This is a genomic window from Methylovirgula ligni, from assembly GCF_004135935.1.
GTDB classification, from domain to species: Bacteria; Pseudomonadota; Alphaproteobacteria; order Rhizobiales; family Beijerinckiaceae; genus Methylovirgula; species Methylovirgula ligni.
Genome location: NZ_CP025086.1, coordinates 103,967 through 126,279, shown reverse-complemented (window position 1 = coordinate 126,279; position 22,313 = coordinate 103,967). Strand labels below are relative to the sequence as shown.

Here is a 22,313-nt window from a genome sequence, read left to right as displayed (position 1 = left end):
GATATGTTTATATTGTAAAGTAAAATTCGGGGGCATCTAAGGGCCGCTTCGCCGCGCGTTTCCACTTTTTCGCCCGATTGCATTCGGGTGGTGTTCAGCTTCACCGCGTTAAATGCAGAGGTGTCATGCGGACCATGTACTTCCGCATTACGGAGGCGAGACAAATATCCACCGGGCTGCGCGCCTTGCATGGTTCCTGCATGGCGCAAAGAACACAGGCGTCGATAAACACAAGAGGTGGCCGACTTTCATATGGCTTTCGTTAACTGCGTGCGGGAAATTCAAGCGCAGCGAATCAGTGCAAAGCGTGCGATTCGAAACGAAGTTTTAATGCGTTGTGAACGCATAGTCGTCGTGAGAGCCGTGACGCACCGATGAAAGCCACATTCTCTCCCTCTTTGCGCCCCGTAACGCGGGCATGGTGAGAGGATACAGCGGTCGGTGCGGACCAAAGAAAACTCAGATCGCGCGCCAGGGAGAAGCCCCTAAGGGATCGTAAGAAAAAGACAGCTTCGGTGCATGAACGGGCGGATGTTCGGCATCAAAGTGAATGAAGGACGGAATGAATTATGCGGATCATCTACGATAACGAAATCGACGGAGTGAAGGTGGTGCCGATCGGCCGCATTCAAGCCGCTTCGGGTTGGCACGGCCGGCGCTCGGCGGTGACACAAGACTTCTACAAGGCCAAGGCGCTTGAGAACCTGGTCGATGTCGCGGAAGACTGCGACGCCGACGCGATCATCGAAGTCGATTACGGCGTCGATCATGCCGACGACGGCGACCTGCCCGGCGCGGCGACCCTTCAAAGGGTCAAGGTCACCGGCCTCGCCGTGAAATTGATGCGGGCCTCGTAAACATTGACGTTGGGCCGGCACCTGTGCCGGCCCGTCATCCCAGCGACATGAAGCAATCCAGTTTTATGCGGATTGCTTCGTCGTTTTGGTCCGCGCACTGACAGCGGAAAGCCGCCTTCCTACCTCGAAAATTTCTTGTATTTCATGCGGTGCGGAACGAGTTCCGTCACGCCGAGACGGCGCTTCTTGTCTTCCTCGTAATCCGCGAAATTGCCTTCAAACCATTCGACATGGCTGTCGCCCTCGAAGGCGAGCATATGCGTCGCGATCCGGTCCAGAAAGAAACGATCATGCGAGATGATGACGGCGCAGCCGGCATAGTCGGTCAGCGCGTCCTCAAGTGCGCGTAGCGTCTCGACATCGAGATCGTTGGTCGGCTCATCGAGCAGCAGCAGATTGGCGCCTGACTTCAGCATCTTGGCGAGATGCACGCGGTTGCGCTCGCCGCCCGAGAGCTGGCCGACCTTCTTCTGCTGGTCGGTCCCCTTGAAGTTGAAGGCGCCAGTATAGGCGCGGGAGTTGATCTCGCGCTTGCCGAGATAGATCACCTCCTGGCCGCCCGAAATCTCTTCCCAGACGTTTTTCTTGGGATCGAGCGCATCGCGCGACTGATCGACGTAGCCGAGCTTGACGCTCTCGCCGACCGTGATCGAGCCTTTGTCGGGCTTCTCTTGCCCGGTGATCATGCGAAACAGGGTCGTCTTGCCGGCGCCATTCGGGCCGATCACCCCGACGATACCACCGGGCGGCAGCTTGAAGGTGAGGTCGTCGATGAGCAGCTTGTCGCTGAAACCCTTGGAGAGATCGGTGAAATCAACGACGGTGTTGCCGAGACGCTCGGCGACCGGGATGACGATCTGCGTCGCCGAGGGCACGCGGTCCGCCTGCTTGTCGACGAGATCCTGGTAGCGCTGTATGCGCGCCTTGGACTTGGCCTGCCGCGCCTTGGGCGAGGCTCCCATCCATTCGGCCTCCTGCTCAATCTGGCGTTGGCGCGAAGCGTCTTCGCTCTTCTCGAGCGCGAGGCGTTTGGCCTTCTGCTTGAGGTAGCTGGTATAATTGCCTTCGTGCGGGATACCGCGGCCGCGGTCGAGTTCGAGAATCCAGCCCGTCACATTGTCGAGAAAATAGCGATCGTGGGTGACGATCAGGATGGCGCCGGGATAGGTCCGCAAATGGCCTTCGAGCCAGTTGACCGTCTCGGCGTCGAGATGGTTGGTCGGTTCGTCGAGCAGCAGCAGGTCGGGCTTTTCGAGCAGCAGCCGGCAGAGCGCGACACGGCGGCGCTCGCCGCCCGACAGCTTGTCGACCGGCCAGTCGTCTGGCGGGCAGCCGAGCGCGTCCATCGCCTGCTCGACCTGGCTGTCGAGATCCCAAAGGCCCTGCGCCTCAATCTCATCCTGGAGCTGCGTCATCTCGTCCGCAGTCTCGTCGGAATAATTCATGGCGAGTTCGTTGTAACGGTCGAGGATCGCCTTCTTGCTGGCGACACCGAGCATCACATTGCCGCGCACGTCGAGGCTGTCGTCGAGCTTGGGCTCCTGCGGCAGATAGCCGACCCGGGCGCCCTCGGCGACGAAGCCTTCGCCGGTAAATTCCTTGTCGATTCCGGCCATGATCCGCAGCAGCGTCGATTTGCCGGAGCCATTGATGCCGAGCACGCCGATCTTGGCGTCCGGGTAGAAGGAGAGATTGACGTTGTCGAGAACCTTCTTGCCCGCCGGATAGGTCTTGGTCAGGCCTTGCATGTGATAGATAAATTGCCGCGCCATTTGAGGCTTTTCTCGCTTTCGGATGATAAAATTTGCCACGTTCTAGCCGCGCCTGCGGCTGCGGTCCAGCGGCACCGGCACTGTGTAAATAGTCTTGTTTTTTGATGACAGGGCGGTCTTTTCGCCGTCACAATCCGGTGGTGACCTGCGCGCCCTTAGATCACCATGATCGATTCTGAATATTTAGAGCGGGATTTTGCGAAAAACCAATATCCACTTTTCGCATCCCGCTCCAGGCCGGAGTGGCCACGATTAGCTTCATATGGATGTGCTTGAAAGGAACGGCAACGTGACTGACGTCGAAACGCGCGATCTGGGCAAAAATTCGGGCCGTGCCGAGCCGATCGCCCCGAGCCTTCCCGGTGCATCGAACCTTGCGGCTGCCGCGGCGGCCGTCTTGCGCAAGCGCGGCAGTATTTTCGCCTCCGACGCGGGGCGCGGGGCGGATGCCTTCGGCCTCGACGCGGCGCTACGCCCGCTGGCCGAACTGGCAACGCACCGCGATGCCGAGACACCGCTGACCATCGGCCTTCTCGGTGGCGCGGGGTCGGGCAAGACGTTTGCGCTCGCCACGCTGCTCGGCGATATCGACGCCCTGAGCGCCAGCCGCGATGCGGCGATGCTGCCGCGGATCAGCACCGTGCGGATCGATGCCGCCAGTCTGGAGGGCGAGCCGAGCGTCGCGCTCGCCGCCGTGGTCTACGACAAGCTCGGCGCGGACTATCCGGAATTTGTGCGCGAGGCGGCCCATGCCGTGCGCGATCCGCATGTCGTCGCGCGCGAAGCGGCGGAGCGGCTCGACGACGCGCGCCGGCGCCTCGATGGCGAGCGCCAATCGCTCGACGAGATCGAAAATCGGCGTGGTCGCCTCACCGAAACCGTGCTGTTCGAATCGGCCGGCTCGCAGGTCGATGCCTTTGCCCGCACCAATCGCGGCAAGATCGAAAGCCGGCTGGCGAGTTTCGGCATCACCGGCGATCCAATCGCCAATTATAAGTCGATGGTGCGCGATATTTCAGACGCCAGCGGCGCAACTGGCCGCGTCGGCGCCACGCTGCGCGCCTTCTGGGCTTTCGCCGGGCAGGGCAGGCTGCTGGTCATTGCGCTGCTCCTTTTCCTGGCCGGCATCGGCTTCGACGCCGCCGTGGATCAGCATGAGGCCTGGCTCGCTTCCCTGGCGCAAGCCGGCAAGGGCTTTGGCCCGCTATCGGCCTGGCTTGGGGCGCATATCGGCTGGCTCGGCTTTGCCGCCAAGCTGGCCTATCTCGGCGCGGCCGCGGCGCTCGTCGTCAATATCCTGCGCGGCATTCTCTTCCTCGGCCCACTGTTTCGCGGCGTCGGCCTGCTGAAAAGCGATGTCGCCAACCGCCGCCAGTCGCTCGACCAGCTCTATGCGCATCAGACGCGCCGTGTCGACGGGCTTGAGGCGGATGTCGATCTCGCCGCCCGCGCGGCGGCGGAGGCCGAGCGGCGAGCTGGAAATGCGGCGCGCGGCGCGGTGCGCAGCGAGCCTTCGCCGTTCAAGGAGGGCGGCGCGAAATCGCAGGCCGAGCATTTCTTCGCGTCGCTCGCGACCTATCTCGCCGGAGCGCAGAAGGCTGCCGCCGGAACGCCGAGCGGCGCGCTTTCGGTGCCCGACCGGATTCTTGTTGCGCTGGACAATGTCGATGCGCTCGCGCTGCCGCAGGCGCGCGCGGTGCTTGAGGCGGCGCATCGCGCCTTCGCACACGCCGGCTTCGTCACGCTGATCGCCGCCGATCCTGCGCGTCTTGCCGACGAAGCCGTGCAGCTCGAAAAATGGATTCAGGTTCCGTTCCGCCTCGATGCGGCCGGCTCCGGCGATTATGCCGGATTCGTCGAACAGGTGATCGGCCGCCCCGGGACGATCGAGGATGGCGCGGCGTCCGCGACGCTTGCGCCCGCGCATGATTGGTCGATCACGGCCGAGGAATCAGCGCTTCTCGCCCAGTTCGCGTCGCTTGCAGGCGGGACGCCCCGCGCGGTCAAGCGTTTCGTCAATCTCTATCGCATCGCCCGCGCGCAGGCGGGGCAACACAAAGGCGCGCTGGCGCTTTTCCTCGCGCTCTATAGCGGCGGCACGGCGGATGAAATCGGCGCCGCGCGGCGGGCTTTGTCCGGGCGGGACGACGATGCGCCGCTCGATCTTTCCAGCGGCGGAGTACAGCTCGCGCAAGCATTGGACGCTGCCCAAGCCGCCGACGGTCTGGTCAGCGTTGGGTCCGCGCGCCGCTCTGCAGCGATCGCGCGGACGTTTTCGACGGGGACGGCGGCTTAAATCAGCGCCGCCGCGGCCTGCGGGCTGCGTCTACGATAGAATCTTCGCGGCGCTGAGGAGGGCCTTATAGAGGCCCCATGCGACCGGAATCGCCACGATGAGCCACGGAATGACCGCAGCGCCGCCGAGGGTGCCCGTACCGATGCCTTGCGCAGAGGTCTGCGCGACCGTCGTCGATGTGCCGCCAGCCGTGCCGTCTTTCTTTATCAGCCATTTCGGGTCGACGGGTCGCACGAGCAAGTTGCAGATGAAGCCGAGCGCGAGGACGCCGACCATGATGTAGAGGACCGCATCGTACACTTGCGTCTTCGGCACGCCGGCCGCGATCTGCGCGTCACGTACGCGGACGATGACCTCGGAGCCGACGACGCCCGCCGCGGACCAGGCTGTCAGCAGGCGGCCGTGAATGGCGCCGACGAACTTCGTTCCGAAGATATCGGCGAGATAGGCCGGCACCGTTGCGAAGCCGCCGCCGTACATCGACAAAATGATACAGAGCGCACCGACGAAGAGTGCCTTGTTGCCCGCGTCCGCCAATGTCGGCGTCAGGCCGTAAAGGATCATGCCGAGCACGAAGAACGTGAAGTAAGTCGTTTTGCGGCCGATCTTGTCGGACAGCGAGGCCCAAAAGAATCGGCCGCCGATGTTGAACAGGGACAGCAAACCGACGAAGCCGGCGGCAACAGCCGTGATGGCGACGAGCTGCTTGGCATCAGGCGTCGTGCCCTTGGGCAGCCCGATCAACGAGCCGCCGAAGATCGTCTGCAGCATGGGCGACGCCATTGACAGAACGGCGATGCCGGCGGTGACGTTGAGGAACAGCACACCCCAAATCATCCAGAAGGACATCGTCTTATGCGCGTCCTTGAGATCCACGTCGCCTGCTGAAATGAATTTGCTCGTCTTCGCGGGCGAAACCCAGCCCTCCGGGGCCCAATTCTCCGGCGGAACGCGGTAGCTGAAGGCACCAATGGCCATCAACACCAGGTAAAGGACGCCAAGAACGATGAATGTCTGCATCACGCCGGGATCGGTCGCCGTCTTGAAGCCCGGCACGTTCCAGCCAGGCACGACAGGTCCCCCGGACATCAAAAGGTTCGCGAGCGGGGCGCCGATCATCGCGCCACCGCCGAAACCCATGATCGCCATGCCGGTCGCCATACCGCGCCGGTCCGGAAACCATTTGACGAGAGTCGAAACAGGGGAAATGTAGCCAAGGCCAAGACCGACGCCACCGATGAGCCCAAGGCCGAGAAAGAGAAGCCATAATTGATGGATGTGGACTGCGAGGGCACTGATAAGAAAGCCGCCGCCCCAGCACAAAGCCGCAACGAGACCCGCTTTGCGTGGGCCCGCTCTTTCGAGCCAACCGCCGAAGAGTGCCGCTGAAACACCGAGAAACACGATGCCGATCTCGAACGTCAAGACGGTTTGCGAGTCCGGCCAATTACAGGTTGTCGTCGTCAGCATTTCGAAGAAATTGATGTTCTTGCAGGACGCCGGCGCGTTGGGGATCACCTTCGCCAGTGGCTTCCAGAATACGCTGAGCGCATAAGCCATCCCGATGCAGAGATGGATCGCGAGCGCCGCGGGGGGGACCAGCCAGCGATTGAAGCCCGGCCCGGCGATGGTTCGGGAGCGATCAAGAATTCCGCCGGACGTATCTGTAGCGGCAGGGGAAACCAAAGTGCTCATGGGCGTTCCTCATTCCTCAGGCGGCGGTCCGGCTTTGCGGCCACCATCTTTTCGGCACCGTTTTCGGTGCATTTTGATGGGTGATTAAACTGCACAATTGCCTGTATCGGGCAAGGAATATTTAAATCTCCTGCCCCGGCGAATTGGATAGGTGCAGCGCGAAAAGAGGCCGCCGCCTGGGCTTGAAACCCAAGCGGCGGCCTAAGGTTGCAGGGTTCAGGTTGGGACGACGGGGGTTTTAACTCGCGGCAGATCGCGAACAATTTTCTCATCGATATTGAGGTGTGCCGCGACGAGCTCGTTTGGCGTATTCGCCATCCATGATGTCAGCGACAGGTCGGCGTATTGGCCGACATGGAAGACTTCGAGAAAGCGCAGCACGTCATTGCCGGTATTCTCGATGTAATGGCCCAGCGCGCGCGGCACATATCCGACATCGCTCGGCGCAAAATCGACCGTGTTGGCGCGCCCCTCACCGGCAAAGAGCGTCATCCGTGCCGTTCCCTGAATGTAATATTGCCACTCGTCCGAAGTCGGATGCCAATGCAATTCGCGCAGACCGCCGGGCTCGACCTCGACGAGCGCGGCCGCCATCACGTCCGAAGCTTTGAAGTTGTTTTTGTCGGCAATGCGCACGGTGCCGCTTTTGGTCCTGATCGGTGGCTGGTCCATCAGCGGGAAGGAATAGGAATCGGGCACCATCGGCTGGCTGCTTTGCGCAAGGTCGCCGGCAAGCGAGCCGGGCAGCGGCGCATTGAAGATCCACAAGTCCTTTTTCGGGATATTGGCGAAGGCGCTCGCCGGCACGCCGAGGTTTTTGGCCAGAACCTCCGGCGGCGTATGCCGCACCCAATCACTGATGAGAAAGGTGCTGTCTTCGGAAAAATTGCCATCGTTGAAGACGAGGACAAATTCGGCGCCGTCCGGTTCAAGGCCCTGAATGGAATGCGGGATGCCGGAGGGGAAGAACCAAAGGTCACCCGCCTTCACGTCATTGACGAATTTGCGCGCTTGCGCATCGATGCCGGTGATCCGCGCACGGCCATAGGTCATGAAGGCCCATTCGGCGGGCTTGTGCCAATGCAGCTCGCGCACCGCGCCTTTCGGCAAGCGCATGTCGACGCCGGCCATCTCCTTGGAAATTGGAAAGTTTCGCACGGTCACTTCGCGCGCCCAACCAGCGTCGGTGTGGCGATTGTGCGATTCCGAAAACGAATATTTGAGCGTTCCGAGATTGCCGTGATCGGTCGATAGCGGATTCAGTTCGTCGGGATTCAGCGCTTCCTCGCGCGGATCGTGCGGCCCCGGCGTCTGCGATGCGTCACGCACATTGTCATAGGTTCCGGCATAGGTCTGGCTTGCAGCGACAAGCAATCCGCCAGCGGCGGCCCCCGTCGAAAGCAATGTACGGCGCGAATAGAGTGGCATCGTTTCCTCCGTTTTTTCGCGCAAGCGTTCCCGATGCGAACATCATGGTTCGCCTGCGGAATTTTTTGTCTTGACCACTATGACAATTGCCAGCGCGGCTCGGAACGCCGTAGAAGCCGGTCAGTGTGATCGTGACTTCCGATAGGCAAATGCTCGACCCGGTTTTGTTGCAGACCTTTCTCGTCATTGCCGAGGGCAACAGCTTCTCGGAGGCAAGTCGCAGACTCAATCTGCGGCAATCGACGGTCAGCGAGCATGTGCAGAAGCTTGAGAAATGCATCGGCCATCGTCTGTTCGTGCGCGACACGCATTCGGTTACGATGACCTCTGAGGGTGAGGCGCTTGTCGAATTTGCGCGCAACATCATGGAGACGAATGCGCGTGCGGCGGATTATTTCGCTGGCACCGAGCAGCGCGGACGCTTGCGCTTCGGCGCGTCGGAAGATCTCGTGCCCTCATGGCTACCGGAGGTGCTGGAGGGATTCGTATCACAGCATCCACTTATCGAATTCGAGTTCACCGTCGCGTTGAGCGCCGTGTTGATGAATCGTCTCGATAGCGGCGAGCTTGATATCATCCTGTGCAAGCGTTGGGTGGGCGACGAGCGCGGCGATCTCGTCTGGCGCGACAGGCTTGTTTGGGTCGGGGCGCGCAAAGACTGGCTGCGCCCCGAAGGGCCTGTCCCGCTGGTGCTCTACCGTCCGCCGGCGATCACGCGCTCGGCCGCGCTGTCGGCGCTCGAATATGCCGGCATTCCCTGGCGCATCGCCTGCACGAGCAGCAGCCTGAACGGCTTGACGACGGCGACGCGTGCGGGGCTCGGTCTCATGGCGCATTCACGCAGATTGATTCCGGAAGGTCTGGAGGAAGTCGATCCGGGGCAGGGTCTGCCTGACCTCGGCCCAGTTGAATTCATGCTGCTGAAGGCGCGTCGCGCGCCGGGCCGCGCCGTTGCCGCACTTAGTGCCGCGATCCGCGCCCGCGCCAATCTGGAAACTCTCTGAGTTACCGCCAGACCGCCGCGAGCCGCAGGACGAGCGTTGCAACAGCTTCCACATCATCGATCGACGCGTGCGCGAGATGCTCGGGGACGTCGGTATCCGCCAGGTCGCTCACCAGCGCCTTGATCTGCGTGTCGTCCGGATAAAGCAGCGGCTTGCCGTTGGCGGCGCGATGTACTTCGAGCTTCGGATGTGCGTCGCGCTTGAACCCCTCGATAAGAACGAGATCGACCTGCGCAAGCTTGCTGAGCAGTTCGGTGAGCGGCGGTTCCGGCGCGCCGCGTAATTCGTGCATCAGGGCGAAACGCTGATCGGAGGCGACGAGAACCTCCGTCGCGCCAGCGGCGCGATGCTCGTAGGAATCCTTGCCCGGCTTGTCGATGTCGAAATTATGATGTGCGTGTTTTATCGTCGAGACGGTGAAGCCGCGCGCGCGCAAAACCGGAATCAGCTTGACGATCAAGGTCGTCTTGCCCGCGCCGCTCCATCCGGCAAAGCCGATGACGCGCATTATCTGTCTCGCGCGACTTCGATTGCCGCCGTGTCGATGGTGAAACTGCCGTCGGCTTCGATCGCAAAATGCGCCGCGACATCTTCCGACATCTGCGTTTGCAGCGCGCGGATCGTATCGATCTGCATTTGCGGTGTCGCTATGCGCGCGACCCAGGTCGCGAAGTCGAGGTGCAGACGCCGCGCAGTCACGCTCTTCAAAGCGAAGCCGGCGGCGGCGAGTGCATCCGTCCATTCGGCGAGCGAATAATCGCGCACGTGGGACGGATCGCGGATGAGTTCGATGCCTTGCAGGTAAGTGTCGAGCAGGCCGAGGCCAGGCGAGACGACATCCATGAACAAGGCCCGGCCGCCAGGGCGCAGCACGCGACGCGCCTCGGCGAGCGCTTGACCGAAGCCATGCCAATGATGCGCGCTGTAGCGGCTCAGGACGACATCGAAATGCGCGTCCGGGAACGGCAGCGTTTCGGCGCGGCCTTGCTGTGTCGCGATATTGGCGAAGCCGCGTTCGGCCGCTACGCGCGCAACGGCGGCGAGCATATCGACTGAAAGATCATAGGCGGTGACTTCCGCGACGAGCGGGGCGGCGCGGAAGGAAACATGGCCGCCGCCGCAGCCAAGGTCGAGCACGCGCGCCGTGCTTTGGCCTTGAAGGAGCGCCGCCGCCTGATCGAGATCGGCGCCTTGGGCGTGGACAGAGCTTTCGACATAGGCCTCGGCGCGGGCGCCGAATTGGCGTGTCACCAGTGCCGCGTGTCCGCTGGTCATTTCATCCTCCGTGGCGTCCGCCTGACATTGTCCTATAAACAGCGCATGGATGAGCCTGTCAAAGAACTCGATCTCAAGGGCCTGAAATGCCCTTTGCCGGTTCTGCACACGCGCCGGGCCCTGCTGCGGCTCGACGCGGGCGAGCGGCTGATCGTTTTCTGCACCGATCCTTTGTCCGCGATCGATATCCCGCATCTCGTCCACGAACTGGGGGACGCGCTCGAAGACAGTCATCGGCAGGATGGCGTTATCGTCTTTCGGATTCTGCGGTTGTCGCGGTGAGTATCCGCTCGGCTGCGTGGAGATCATCCAGGGTGTTGATGTTGAGGAACGGATCGTAGGGCGTCACGTTCCAATCCGCATAGGCGCAGACATGGCGCGCGAAGAAACTATTGACGCGGCGCAGATCCTCGACGACGAGCGCCTCGCGCAGATCGGCGCGGAGCGCGACCGGCCAAAGCGCAAAGGTCGGATGCACGATATTGTCGGAGCGCGCGACCGCGATCTCGGCGGGTTTGGCGCTGCGCGCTGCATGAAGCCGCGCGACGAGGTCGGCGGGGAGAAAGGGCGTATCGGTCGCGACGCTCACGGCGAAAGCAAGATCGGGGCGTTGCGCGGCGAAATAATCGAGCCCGGCCAGCACACCGGCCAAGGGGCCCGGAAAGTCGGGCAGATTGTCGGGCACGACAGGAACGCCGAAGGGCGCGAACCGCGCCGCGGGGCCATTGGCGTTGATGATAATGGAAGCGCATTGCGGCTGGAGCGCCGCGATCACATGCGCGACGAGTGGCTCGGCGCCGAGCTTTTGCAGCGCTTTGTCAGCGCCGCCCATCCGTGTCGCGCGGCCGCCCGCGAGAATGATGGCGCCGGTTGGCGGATAGGCAGTGTCCTGCGTGACCATAACTCACGCTAAAAGCGATACCAGACGGCGGCAAGTGGCCCGAGTTCACGCCCGGCATTTGTCCCCGCTACCGTCTCGAAAACGCCGCCCTGCACCGACCAGGTCGTCGAAACATCATAGACCAGGCTTTCCTGCAGCTTCACCCAATTATATGCGGGCGAATCTGCGGTCGCTTGCGGTGCAATCGTCGCAAAGCTTTGTAGCAGCAGCAGAATATTTGGCCGCGGTCGCGCGCCGAGAGTCACGTCCGCGTGCCATTCGTCGGGCATGTCGTCGCCGACCAGACGATAGCTGCCCTGAAGGTCCACGAAACCGTCCATGCCGGCGAGCGAAAACGAATGGCCGATCAGCAGCCGGAAATCGCCCGAGACGATGGAATCGGAATCGAAATTGACGAGTGGCTGGCGCGAAACGAAGGGAACGTGCGCCACCGCCTGAACCGAAATGACAGTATCGCCGAAATTGGCGACGCCGGCGCGCAGACCGATATCCGTCCCGCCTGTCGTGAGGCGTGTCGTGGGGGTTGTCGCCTGGGTGTCGTGATCGAAGAAGGGCCGCGCGACGAGCGTGAATTCGTCGCTCAAGCCATATTCGATATAGGAGCCGAGAGAAAATTTTTCGTAGGCGGGAATCGGGATCAGTTTGCCGTTCGGGTCGAAATAGCGCGTCGAATCCGAAAAAACCGATCCGGTGATGATTTGCCCTTCACCCGGCGGCTCAAGCCAGGCGCTCGCCCGCGCCTGCCGGGACGCAGCGAGGAACGATGCGATTGCGATTCCCCCCAAGAAACAAACGCGCGATACTCGCACCGCAGCCCGCCCGCAAATTCATTTGATCCGCAACAAGGGAAAGCTTGCATGTACGGCTAAGCTTGCCAAGCGGGAAAGCGATCGTTTGGCGACGCCACTTAATTTGCGGTGCGCGGTGGCTGCGCTGCAAGGCGCGTGCGATTATGTGCGGGCGGACCGGAGGAGCACAGATTTTGGCAGCGGCAAAAATCATGCGGGAGATTTTCTTCGACGGGGCAGGCGGGCCGGAAGTGATCCGCCTGCGCGAAGCCCCGGTTCCGGTGCCGGGACCGGGCCAGGTTCTGATCGAGGTGGTCGCGGCAGGCATCAACCGGCCGGACTGTCATCAGCGCGACGGGAACTATCCGCCGCCGCCCGGCGAGTCCGACGTGCCGGGGCTGGAGATTGCCGGGCGCGTTGTCGCCCATGGCGAAGGGGTTTCGGCGCCGCACCTTGGCGAGGAGGTCTGCGCACTCGTCGGCTCCGGCGGCTATGCCGAATATGCGGTGGCGGATACGCGGCTTTGTCTGCCGGTGCCGCGTGGCCTAAGCCTTGTCGAAGCGGCAGGAATCCCTGAGACTTATTTCACTGTCTTCGACAATGTGTTCACGCGCGGGCGTTTGAAGCCCGGCGAGACGATCCTCATTCATGGCGGTTCGAGCGGCATCGGCTCAACAGCCATTCAACTCGCCAAGCTGTTCGGCTCGCACGTGATCGTCACCGCCGGTTCGCCGGAAAAATGCGCCTTCTGCCGCACGCTCGGCGCCGACCACGCGATCGATTACAAGACGCATGACTTCGTTGCCGAGGTGAAGGCGCTCACCGCCAAGCGTGGCGTCAACATAATCCTCGACATGGTTGGTGGCAGCTATATCGCGAAGAATCTTTCGCTGCTCGCGCTCGAAGGCCGGCTGGTGCAAATCGCTTTCCTGCAAGGCAGCACTGTCGAGAACATCAATCTCATGCCGGTGATGATGAAGCGGCTGACGATCACCGGTTCCACGATGCGCGCCCGCTCCGTCGAGCAGAAGGCCGAGGTCGCGCGCGCTCTGCGTGACAAGATCTGGCCGTCGCTTGATCGCGGCAAGGCGCTGCCCGTCATTCACGCGACCTTTCCGCTGGAGGACGCCCGCGCCGCGCATGCGCTGATGGAATCCTCAAGCCATGTCGGCAAGATTGTGCTGGAGACGGGGAAGTAGCTCGTTCAGCGATATTTTTGCCGCGGCTGCCCGCAAAGTAGCCCGGCGCGATTGAAACCGCGCCGGGTCCGTCACATTACTTCGCCACGCTATAGGAATGCGCGCCGACGCCGGCGAGATGGCCGCCCTGGACGATCAGATATTCGTCGCGGATCGGCTTGCCGGCGAAGAAGTTCTCAAGGATTTCCCGCGTGCCGGCGGCATAGCGCGCCTGCGCCGAGAGGGTCGTGCCGGAGGTGTGGGGCGTCATGCCTTCGTGCGGCATGGTGCGCCACGGGTGATCCTTCGGCGCTGGCTGCGGATACCAGACATCGCCGGCATAGCCCGCGAGTTGACCGCTTTCGAGCGCGCGGACAATCGCATCGCGGTCGCAAAGCTTTCCGCGAGCGGTGTTCACCAGATATGTGCCGCGCTTCATTGTCGCGAGCGTCTTGTCGTTGATCATATGCTCGGTTTCCGGATGCAACGGCGTGTTGAGCGTGATGACGTCGCAGACCTTGAACAAATCCTCGCGATTTTCATGGAAGGTGAGGCCCAATTCCTTCTCGACGTCCGCCGGCAAGCGATGCCGGTCGGTGTAGTGCAGCTTGACGTCGAAGGGTTTCAGACGGCGCAGCACGGCCGTGCCGATACGCCCGGCCGCAACAGTGCCGACATGCAAGCCTTCGAGGTCATAGGCGCGCTCGACGCAATCGGCGATGTTCCAGCCGCCCTTTCGGACCCAATCGTGCGAAGGAATGTAATTGCGCACGAGGCTCAGGATCATCATCACCACATGCTCGGCGACGCTGATGCTGTTACAATAGGTGACTTCGGCGACGGTGATTTTGTGCTTGTTGGCGGCTTCGAGATCGGTGTGGTCGGAGCCGATGCCGGCGGTCACGATGAGCTTCAGGTTTTTGGCCTTGGCGATCCGCTCCGCCGTCATATAGGCGGGCCAGAAGGGCTGCGAGATCACCACCTCCGCGTCGTGCAGCTCCTTGTCGAGTGTCGAGTTCGGACCTTCCTTGTCCGAGGTGACGATGAGCTGATGGCCATTGTCCTTGGCCCACTTCTTCAGGCCGAGGGCGCCGCTGACGCTGCCCAAAAGTTCGCCGGGCTTGAAATCGATCGCCGAGGGCGTCGGGGTCGTCTGGCCGTCGGGATAGGATTTGATGACCGGGATCGTGTCGCGGGCGTAGGTCTTGGGGTAGCCGTCGACCGGATCGTCATAGAGAACGCAAATAATCTTCGCCATCGTTTCCTCCTTGGGAAGTTGTCGTTTCCTGCTGTATTTATGTTCATACAGCAGCCGGACACTGGCGCTATTCGTGGCAGAGTGCCAATTGATTGTTGCGTACATTTATCGAGCACTTCTATGAAGCGGCGCCGGCACGTTCGGTTTGACTGCCAATTTCAGAACGTGCGACCGATCAGACGCGTTCCAAAAAACGCGGGATCTCCAAACAGACGTTGGTGTTATTCGCGCACGGCTCAAGACTGGTCGAAGCGGATTTCGGAAATTGTCCTGGCACCATCAAGCAAATGAAATCTGGACGTTCTCGGGGCCAGGAAAGCGTGGTCGTTTGGGGTGGGGCAATCAACGATCGATGATGTCGAAGCGCGAGCCGTTCCTCTCCCGAATACTGATTTTCCCGATCAAGTCGCTTGACCCCGTTGAACCGCGGCTGGCGCGGGTATTGTCGAGCGGCGCCCTGGAACATGACCGGACCTGGGCGCTCTTCGATGAGGCGGGCAAATTCGTCAATGGAAAGCGGCATGCGGCCGTGCATCGCCTGCGGTCCGAGATCGACATAGACACGCGCGCCGTCACTTTGCGCGACGAGAGTGAGCGCGGGCTCGGCAGCGAAAGCTTTTCGATTGACGCAGCCCCGCCGCTTGAGAATTGGCTCAATGCCTATTTCGGTTTTCCCGTCTCCTTCGGGAAAAATGGCGATCTCGGTTTCCCCGACGACACGGATTCGCCGGGGCCGACAATCATCAGCGTTGGCACGCTCGCGGAGATCGGTCGGTGGTTCGGCCTGCCGATCGATGAAGTGCGCCGGCGTTTTCGGACCAATCTCGAAATCGACGGCGTGCCGCCGTTCTGGGAAGACCGGCTCTTCAGTGCACCCGGAACGACGGTCAAGTTTCGCATCGGCGATGTGATTTTCGAGGGCATCAACCCGTGCCAGCGCTGCGTCGTGCCGCCGCGCGATCCGTTGACGGGCGAAAGCGACGACACGTTCGTGCGGCGTTTCACGGAATTGCGTGCCCGCACGCTGCCGGGCTGGTCGACCCGCGAAAGGTTCAACCATTTCTATCGCGTTGCGATCAACACCCGGACGCACGGCGATCAGGGCGGCAAGGTGCTGCATGTCGGCGATAGCGTCGAAATCCTCGAAGTGCCAGCCGGGAGAAGCACCGAGCGGGCGCCGCATGTCGCGGATTTCTGGGCCGGTGATCTCGTCGTCGAATCCACGCGGGACGAAACCGCGACGGTAAAAACCTTTCGCCTGCGTCACCCGGGCGGTGCTGATATTCCGTTTCGCTTTTTGCCCGGCCAGTTTCTGACCCTCTCGTTGGATCGCGGCGCGGAGGTCTTGCAGCGCTGCTATACGATCGCCTCGTCGCCATCGGAGCCGGGCTTCTGTGAGATCACGGTGAAGCGCGAAGGCCTCGGCTCCGGTCTGCTGCACGAGTCGCTGGCGCCCGGATCGCATCTCGCCGTTTCCGGTCCGCTGGGACGCTTTACTTTCGACGGCGAGAATTCGGACGAGATCGTTTTCATTGCCGGCGGCGTCGGAATCACGCCGCTGATGTCGAAAATCCGCTATCTCACTGGCCGGAACTGGCAGGGCCGTATCGATCTCATCTACTCCGTGCGGACGCCGCGCGACATCATTTTCCGCGACGAGCTTGATGCGCTTCAGCGCGCTCACCCCGCGCTCAAAGTCCATCTCACCGTCACCGCGCCGGACGAAGGCTGGACGGGCGCCCGCGGCCGGCTGTCGGAAACCTTCATCCGCGCCGCAGTGCCGGACATCGCTCATCGCACGGTGCATATTTGCGGACCGACAGCGATGGCGGCGGCGGCGCAGCAGATGCTCCATCATCTCGGCGTCGAGGCCTCGCATATCGAGATCGAAGCTTTCGGCGGCAACGCGAATGTTGCGCCGACGGGCGATGCGGTCGATTGCGAGGTCAGGTTTGTGAAATCGGGCAAGGAAGCTGTCGTTTCCTCGCGGGCGACACTCCTCGATGCGGCGCTCGCGGCGGGCGTCGGTCTCGATTATGGTTGCCGGGCCGGCGTTTGCGGCCGCTGCAAGATCAGGGTGATCGCGGGCGAGGTCACGATCGACTGCGATTTCGTGCTTACACCGGAGCAGAAAGATTCGGGGCTGGTTTTGAGTTGCCAGAGTCATCCCGCCGGCACTGTGCTCATTGATGCTTGACTTCGCACCGGGTTCTTCTTACAGCTTATCCAGCGGGCGCCTTCGGGCGCCTTCTTTCATGGCGGGTTTGTCCTGTCATGGCGCACCCGTGGCGTCCCGGAGCTTAGCTCGAGAGCGGACACCTGTCGGCAAGGGTTCCTGATAAAGGATTCCTGGCAGAGGAGGGCGCGGACCTCCGCCAAGCGTGTCTTTATAAAGCATGTCTTTGTAAGAGCACGCCTTTTTCCAATGGCGGGGACGCGGTTTTGTGACACGCCTAGCGGCGTTGGCGCGCGCGTTTCCGTCGCAATTTCGAGGACGCGATGACCAAACGCGCAGAAGCCAAATATAAGATCGACCGCCGCCTGGGGCAGAATATCTGGGGCCGCCCCAAGAGCCCCGTGAACCGTCGTGAATATGGCCCCGGCCAGCATGGCCAGCGCCGCAAGGGCAAGCTTTCCGACTTCGGCACGCAGCTCCGCGCCAAGCAGAAGCTCAAGGGCTATTACGGCAACATTTCCGAGCGGCAGTTCCGCAAATATTACGCCGAGGCGATCCGCCTGCGCGGCGACTCGGGCGATAATCTGATCGGCCTCCTGGAGCGCCGGCTCGACGCGGTGATCTACCGCGCCAAGTTCGTGTCGACCGTCTTCGCCGCGCGCCAGTTCATCAACCACGGCCATGTGAAGGTGAACGGCAAGCGCGTGAACATTGCCTCCTATCAGGTGAAGGTCGGTGATGTGGTGGAGGTGAAGGAGGCTTCGCGGCAGTTGACGCTGGTGCTCGAAGCCGTCGGCCTCGCGGAGCGCGACGTGCCGGATTATTTCGAGGTCGACCACGGCAAATTCACCGCCAAGATGACGCGCGTTCCGCTGCCGCGCGAGGTGCCCTATCCGGTTCAGATGGAGCCGAACCTCGTTATCGAATTCTATTCGCGCTGAGTTTTCTCGACGCTGGACAGATATGCGAAGGCCGCCCTCGGGCGGCCTTTTTATCTGCGGCCGACATGGCCGGCGCCGGCTCAGCCTGAAGGAACTTCGAAAACGCTGTCCGTCTTGATCTCCGCAGGCGTTGCGTCTTGCGCTTGTGGAGTGCTTGCCTGTCCGCGCCTCAATATACGCCACGCAAGACCGAAGACGCAGAGAAGCGCCAGTCCGCCGAGCGAAACGGGCATGCTCTCATCAAGCATTATCTTGGTGCCCTGTGGGTCGAGAACCACGGCCGCGACAAGCCCAAAGCCGCATGCAAAGAAGGCCGAGAGATAAAGAAGCGAGCGTTCAAACGCCGTTCCGAATTGCAGAATGTCCGGCAACAGGAGCGCCAATCCGACCCCGAGAATCGGCAAGTCATAGTCATAGGCATAAGGGCTGATGAGCAGGGACGCTATTGCGGTCAGCCCAAGTGATTGTTGCAGGGAGAAGCGTCGGCTGGCGGCGACGACCATTGTAAGCGCAGCAACCGCTACGACCGCCTGCACAAACATCGCGAGCGATGCCGGAAGGCCGAGGGTTCTTGCGGCGGCATAAAATGAGACCATTCTGTATAAGGGATAATAGCCGTGGGCGAGAAAGAAGCCGGCTTGCTTGATGCTGTGGAAGAAGGCCGCCCAGACCTCTATTCCCAAAACGAGTGTCGCGACTATCGCGGTCGCCGCCACGGTTCCGCAGGCCGCGACGGCTGTTCTCCAGCGACGGGTTGCGAGAGTATAGATCGCGAAAGCGACGGCGAGATGCGGCTTGATCGCCATCAGGCCTAGCGGTACGCCAGCCAGCGCACTGCCTCGCCTCAGGTAGAGACACGTCAGGCCAATGAGAGCGCCGGTGACAAAGCCATTCTGTCCGCAGCGAATTTCGACGACGAGCACAGGAAAAGTCACGATCAAGGCCAGGACGAAGCTCTCCGTCGCGAGCCGCCGCAGGATTGCGAGATAGGCTGCGAAAGAGCCGACGATAAAAAGGCAATAGGCGATCCAGCGCGAGGTCAATGGAAACGTAGCGACGAGGACATCGAACGGTGGCGGATATGTCCAGAGAAGCAGGGTTTTGCCGCGCGCGGGCGAGGCCGGAATTTCTCCGATGCTGTGGACGAGATAGGCCTTATCCACGTCGCCGTGCCACACCATCTGGCCGACGATGTAGAAATCGTCGAAGTCCACCAATTGGCGTGGATGCGCCTTGGTCCCAAGACTCGAAAACTGGATGGCCGACAGGGCTATGAGGACAATCGCCGCGGCAAGAATGAACTTCGCGTAGAACGAACGTTTGCCGCCGGAATAATAGCTGGCTTCGATTGTCGCGAGCAGAGTCATTGCGAAGCTCTTCCGCTATTGCGAAGGCTATTGAACGCCACTTCGCGGGCAGGAGTGTGCTCGACGTGTGTTTATAAATTCTTCAAAAATCCGGCGAGACGCATCAGGCCCTCCGGCCAGGGACCGTGGCCGCTCGCGGCGTTGATGTGGCCGGCATTGCCGGCATCCGCGATTTCTGCCTGCCAGGCGCGGGCAAAGTCTTCCGATTCCGCAAAGCTCGCGTAGGGATCGTCGCGGCTTGCGACGAGGACGCTCGGAAACGGCAGAGCCGCGGCCGAGATATCGGCAAAGGCAGGGTCGATCGTTTCTATTTCTTTGATCGAGCGCAAGGAGGGCGGGGCGACGAGAAAGGCTCCCTTGACCTTATCTCCGAGTGCCGCCGCAATGTCCGCGACGGTGGTCGCGCCGAGGCTGTGGGCAACAAGGATGACCGGCCGTTCCGCCTCGGCCACAGCATTTGCGATGGCATCGCGCCAGTCGGCGAGACGCGGACGCTCCCAATCTTTCTGCTCGACGCGCCGGGCGGTCTTGAGCTTTGCCTCCCACCGGCTCTGCCAATGGTCCGGGCCGGAGCCGCCGAGGCCGGGAATGATGAGAATGTCGGCGTCGCCCGTGCGCATGGGTCACGCGTGGGGCGGCGGCGCGAGTTCCTGCGCCAGTGCCGCGACGAAGGTTTCGAAAAGATTTTTCTCCAGCGCTTCAAAAGCGGGCGCGCGCGTCGCATGCTCCGGGTCGCCGGCGGCAAGTCCCGCCTCGACCTGACGCAAGTGGCCGACCTCCTCATCAAGGAGCGCGTCGAGCTGCGCGGAGAGCGGCGAGGCGCCGAGTGCTTCCTTGTAGCGGCCATAGACGTCGAGCGCGCGCCGCTCGATCAGCCAGGTCACATAGAGGTAGACGATCTTTGCACGTTCGGACTCCGGCACGCCGGCGAATTTTTCGTCGCAGCCGTGATCGAGATTTTGAAAATAGGCGCTCGCCGCCTTGGCAGCGAGCATGCTCTCCGGCGTGTAGAAATCGAAATCCTTGCCGCCGACCTTCACCGCCATGTTCTTGAGCAGAAAAGCGTGGCCGCCTTCTTCCAGCGCGTGGTTGAGGAAGGCGCGGTTCAGCACGTCGGCGCGCTGGCTTTTGATGATCTTCCGGAAGCCGACATATTCGAGATAGGAGAAGGTGTTGAGCCAGCGCGCGTGGAGTTGATCGTCCTTGATGACGATCGGCATCAGCGCGGCGAGACGGTCGGATGCACTCATCAGTCAGTTGGCTCCGAAAACACGGTTGAAGATGAAATCGACATGCTTGAGGTGGTAGCCGAGGTCGAAGAGGTCTTCGAGTTCGGCATCGCTCAGGACGGCCTTCACATCGGCGTCCTTTTTCAGGAGGTCGAGGAAATTGCCTTCGCCGCGCCAGACCGGCATGGCGTTTCGCTGAACGAGCGTATAGGCGCGCTCGCGGGCGAGGCCCTTCTGCGTCAGCGCCAACAGAACTCGCTGCGAATGGACGAGGCCGCCAAGCGCATCCAGGTTCTTCTTCATGTTCGCCGGATAGACGACGAGCTTGTCGATGATGTCCGCGAGCCGCGCCAGAGCGAAGTCGAGCGCGATCGTCGCGTCAGGCCCGATCACCCGCTCGACCGAGGAATGGGAGATGTCGCGCTCGTGCCAGAGCGCCACGTCTTCCATGGCCGGCAACGCCATGCCGCGCACGAGGCGGGCGAGGCCGGTCAGGTTCTCGCTCAGCACCGGGTTGCGCTTGTGCGGCATCGCCGAGGAGCCCTTCTGCCCCTCGGAGAAATATTCTTCCGCCTCCAGCACTTCCGTGCGCTGCAAATGGCGGATTTCGGTGGAGAGCCGCTCAATCGATGAAGCGACGACGCCGAGCGTCGCGAAGAACATCGCATGGCGGTCGCGCGGGATGATCTGCGTCGAAACCGGCTCGGGTGTCAGCCCAAGCTTGCGCGCGACATAGTCTTCGACGCGCGGATCAATGTTGGCGAAAGTGCCGACGGCGCCGGAAATGGCGCAGGTCGCGATCTCGGCGCGCGCCGCGACGAGCCGGGCGCGGGCGCGGGAGAATTCCGCATAGGCTTCGGCGAGCTTCAATCCGAAGGTCACAGGCTCGGCATGGATACCATGCGAGCGGCCGATGCTGGGGGTAAGCTTGTGCTCGAAGGCGCGCCGCTTCAGCGCCGCGAGCAGCGCGTCGGTATCCTTGATGAGCAGATCCGCCGCGCGGGAAAGCTGCACAGCGAGGCAGGTGTCGAGCAGATCGGACGACGTCATGCCGAGATGGAGAAAACGCGCCTCCGGGCCGATCTCCTCGGCGAGATAAGTGAGGAAGGCGATGACATCGTGCTTCGTCACTTTTTCGATGGCATCGATCCGCGCAACATCGAAGTTGAGCCCGTTGCCTTTTTGCCAGATCGTCTCGGCAGCGGCTTTCGGCACAACGCCGATCTCGGCCAAGGCGTCGCAGGCATAGGCTTCGATCTCGAACCAGATACGCAGGCGTGTCTGCGGCTCCCAAAGCGAAGCCATCTCGGGGCGGGAATAACGCGGGATCATCGAACCTGTCTCAAATTCAAGCCAATTCGCCGCGCGCGAGCTGCGCGGCCTTGCGGATGGCGGCGATATTGCCGGCATAGGCGGTGGGACCACCTTTAAAGACGGCGGAGCCCGCGACGAGCCAATTGGCGCCGGCGCCGGCAACGAGGCCCGCCGTCTCGGCAGTGATGCCGCCGTCGACCTCAATGTCAATATCGCGGCCGGCGGTCATCGCGCGGACACGATCGAGCTTTTCGAGCGAAGAGCGGATGAAGGCCTGGCCGCCGAAGCCCGGATTGACGCTCATCACGAGGACAAGGTCGATCTCACCGAGGACATGCTCGATCGCTGAAACGGGGGTTGCCGGGTTGAGCGCGACACCGGCCTTCTTGCCGAGCTGGCGGATGGCGCCGAGCGAGCGGTGGAGATGCGGCCCGGCTTCAGGGTGAATGGTGATGACGTCGGCTCCGGCCTTCGCGAAGGCCTCGATATAAGGATCGACCGGGGCGATCATCAGATGGACGTCGAGCCGCGCGTCGGTGACGCCGCGAATGGCCTTCACCATGTCCGGGCCGAAACTGATGTTCGGCACGAAATGCCCGTCCATGACATCGAGATGCACGATGTCGGCTCCGGCGGCGATCACCTTTTGCACCGAGTCGCCGATATGGGCCCAGTCGGCGGCGAGAACGGAAGGGAGAATGGCAAGCGGACGCATCGAGCCTCGTCGTGCAGGCGACGTTTCCCGGCAAGCGGACGTTTCGCGGCAAGAGACTGAAAAGAAGAACCTTTCCAGAATTCAGCCCGGACGGATTGCCGATAGGCCCCGGCCATAGC

20 protein-coding genes are annotated in these 22,313 nt (G+C 62.0%); 7 read left to right on the top strand and 13 right to left on the bottom strand.

The features are described from left to right. Positions 1–569: 569 nt before the first annotated feature. A complete protein-coding gene (locus CWB41_RS00560) occupies positions 570–857 on the top strand; it encodes a hypothetical protein (protein ID WP_115835906.1) in 288 nt (95 codons plus the stop codon). Positions 858–976: 119 nt separating this feature from the next. Here the strand turns inward: CWB41_RS00560 and ettA are convergent, their stop codons facing one another. After that, positions 977–2,629 carry an energy-dependent translational throttle protein EttA gene (ettA, locus tag CWB41_RS00555; protein WP_115835907.1) on the bottom strand — a complete coding sequence of 551 codons (1,653 nt, stop codon included), beginning with the start codon at positions 2,627–2,629 and terminating at the stop codon, positions 977–979. 289 nt (positions 2,630–2,918) lie between these two features. Here ettA and CWB41_RS00550 point away from each other — a divergent pair, with 289 nt between their 5' ends. Beyond that, positions 2,919–4,925 (top strand): P-loop NTPase fold protein, encoded by a 2,007-nt coding sequence (locus CWB41_RS00550; RefSeq protein ID WP_129396362.1) that lies wholly within the window; start codon positions 2,919–2,921, stop codon positions 4,923–4,925. Between the two features lie 30 nt (positions 4,926–4,955). On the opposite strand, the gene CWB41_RS00545 is transcribed toward CWB41_RS00550, so the two are convergent. Continuing rightward, positions 4,956–6,620 (bottom strand): OFA family MFS transporter, encoded by a 1,665-nt coding sequence (locus CWB41_RS00545; protein WP_115835909.1) that lies wholly within the window; start codon positions 6,618–6,620, stop codon positions 4,956–4,958. A gap of 216 nt (positions 6,621–6,836) precedes the next feature. Beyond that, on the bottom strand, positions 6,837–8,048 hold the full coding sequence (locus CWB41_RS00540; RefSeq protein WP_115836361.1) for a cupin domain-containing protein: 1,212 nt from the start codon (positions 8,046–8,048) through the stop codon (positions 6,837–6,839). A 149-nt stretch (positions 8,049–8,197) separates the two neighbouring features. On the opposite strand from CWB41_RS00540, the gene CWB41_RS00535 reads away from it, so the two are divergent. Then, a complete protein-coding gene (locus tag CWB41_RS00535) occupies positions 8,198–9,052 on the top strand; it encodes a LysR substrate-binding domain-containing protein (protein ID WP_115835910.1) in 855 nt (284 codons plus the stop codon). 1 nt (position 9,053) lies between these two features. On the opposite strand, the gene mobB is transcribed toward CWB41_RS00535, so the two are convergent. Together mobB and CWB41_RS00525 are read right to left on the bottom strand one after the other, a co-directional pair. Beyond that, entirely contained in the window at positions 9,054–9,560 is a 507-nt protein-coding gene (mobB, locus tag CWB41_RS00530; RefSeq protein WP_115835911.1) for a molybdopterin-guanine dinucleotide biosynthesis protein B, read from the bottom strand. Further along, a complete protein-coding gene (locus CWB41_RS00525) occupies positions 9,560–10,327 on the bottom strand; it encodes a class I SAM-dependent methyltransferase (protein WP_115835912.1) in 768 nt (255 codons plus the stop codon). Before CWB41_RS00525 ends, mobB begins: the two co-directional genes overlap by 1 nt. Positions 10,328–10,372: 45 nt before the next feature. Here CWB41_RS00525 and CWB41_RS00520 point away from each other — a divergent pair, with 45 nt between their 5' ends. Beyond that, entirely contained in the window at positions 10,373–10,609 is a 237-nt protein-coding gene (locus CWB41_RS00520) for a sulfurtransferase TusA family protein (RefSeq protein WP_115835913.1), read from the top strand. Here the strand turns inward: CWB41_RS00520 and mobA are convergent. Together mobA and CWB41_RS00510 are read right to left on the bottom strand one after the other, a co-directional pair. Next, on the bottom strand, positions 10,575–11,228 hold the full coding sequence (gene mobA / locus CWB41_RS00515) for a molybdenum cofactor guanylyltransferase MobA (protein WP_115835914.1): 654 nt from the start codon (positions 11,226–11,228) through the stop codon (positions 10,575–10,577). The two genes, CWB41_RS00520 and mobA, sit on opposite strands and share 35 nt — an antisense overlap. 8 nt (positions 11,229–11,236) lie before the next feature. Next, positions 11,237–12,013, bottom strand: coding sequence for a hypothetical protein (locus tag CWB41_RS00510; RefSeq protein WP_115835915.1), 777 nt, complete (start codon positions 12,011–12,013; stop codon positions 11,237–11,239). A gap of 215 nt (positions 12,014–12,228) precedes the next feature. On the opposite strand from CWB41_RS00510, the gene CWB41_RS00505 reads away from it, so the two are divergent. Then, entirely contained in the window at positions 12,229–13,215 is a 987-nt protein-coding gene (locus CWB41_RS00505; RefSeq protein WP_181902960.1) for an NAD(P)H-quinone oxidoreductase, read from the top strand. Positions 13,216–13,291: 76 nt separating this feature from the next. Here CWB41_RS00505 and CWB41_RS00500 read toward each other — a convergent pair whose 3' ends face one another. Further along, a complete protein-coding gene (locus CWB41_RS00500) occupies positions 13,292–14,452 on the bottom strand; it encodes an NAD-dependent formate dehydrogenase (protein WP_115835916.1) in 1,161 nt (386 codons plus the stop codon). A 355-nt stretch (positions 14,453–14,807) separates the two neighbouring features. Here CWB41_RS00500 and CWB41_RS00495 point away from each other — a divergent pair, with 355 nt between their 5' ends. Next, complete coding sequence (locus tag CWB41_RS00495; RefSeq protein WP_207206620.1) at positions 14,808–16,649, top strand: 2Fe-2S iron-sulfur cluster-binding protein; 1,842 nt, start codon at positions 14,808–14,810, stop codon at positions 16,647–16,649. A gap of 302 nt (positions 16,650–16,951) precedes the next feature. Continuing rightward, on the top strand, positions 16,952–17,569 hold the full coding sequence (gene rpsD / locus CWB41_RS00490; protein WP_115835918.1) for a 30S ribosomal protein S4: 618 nt from the start codon (positions 16,952–16,954) through the stop codon (positions 17,567–17,569). Positions 17,570–17,649: 80 nt separating this feature from the next. Here the strand turns inward: rpsD and CWB41_RS00485 are convergent, their stop codons facing one another. From CWB41_RS00485 to rpe, 5 genes are all read right to left on the bottom strand, one after another. Further along, the gene (locus CWB41_RS00485) at positions 17,650–18,936 is read right to left on the bottom strand and encodes a glycosyltransferase family 87 protein (protein ID WP_115835919.1); all 1,287 of its coding nucleotides are present in this window, start codon (positions 18,934–18,936) and stop codon (positions 17,650–17,652) included. A gap of 71 nt (positions 18,937–19,007) precedes the next feature. After that, positions 19,008–19,556, bottom strand: coding sequence for an RBBP9/YdeN family alpha/beta hydrolase (locus tag CWB41_RS00480; protein WP_115835920.1), 549 nt, complete (start codon positions 19,554–19,556; stop codon positions 19,008–19,010). Positions 19,557–19,559: 3 nt separating this feature from the next. Then, a complete protein-coding gene (locus CWB41_RS00475) occupies positions 19,560–20,186 on the bottom strand; it encodes a hypothetical protein (RefSeq protein ID WP_115835921.1) in 627 nt (208 codons plus the stop codon). Positions 20,187–20,189: 3 nt separating this feature from the next. Beyond that, positions 20,190–21,497: an adenylosuccinate lyase gene (gene purB / locus CWB41_RS00470; protein WP_115835922.1), complete on the bottom strand. Its 1,308-nt coding sequence runs from the start codon at positions 21,495–21,497 to the stop codon at positions 20,190–20,192. A gap of 16 nt (positions 21,498–21,513) precedes the next feature. Then, a complete protein-coding gene (gene rpe / locus CWB41_RS00465; protein WP_115835923.1) occupies positions 21,514–22,194 on the bottom strand; it encodes a ribulose-phosphate 3-epimerase in 681 nt (226 codons plus the stop codon). Positions 22,195–22,313: the final 119 nt, after the last annotated feature.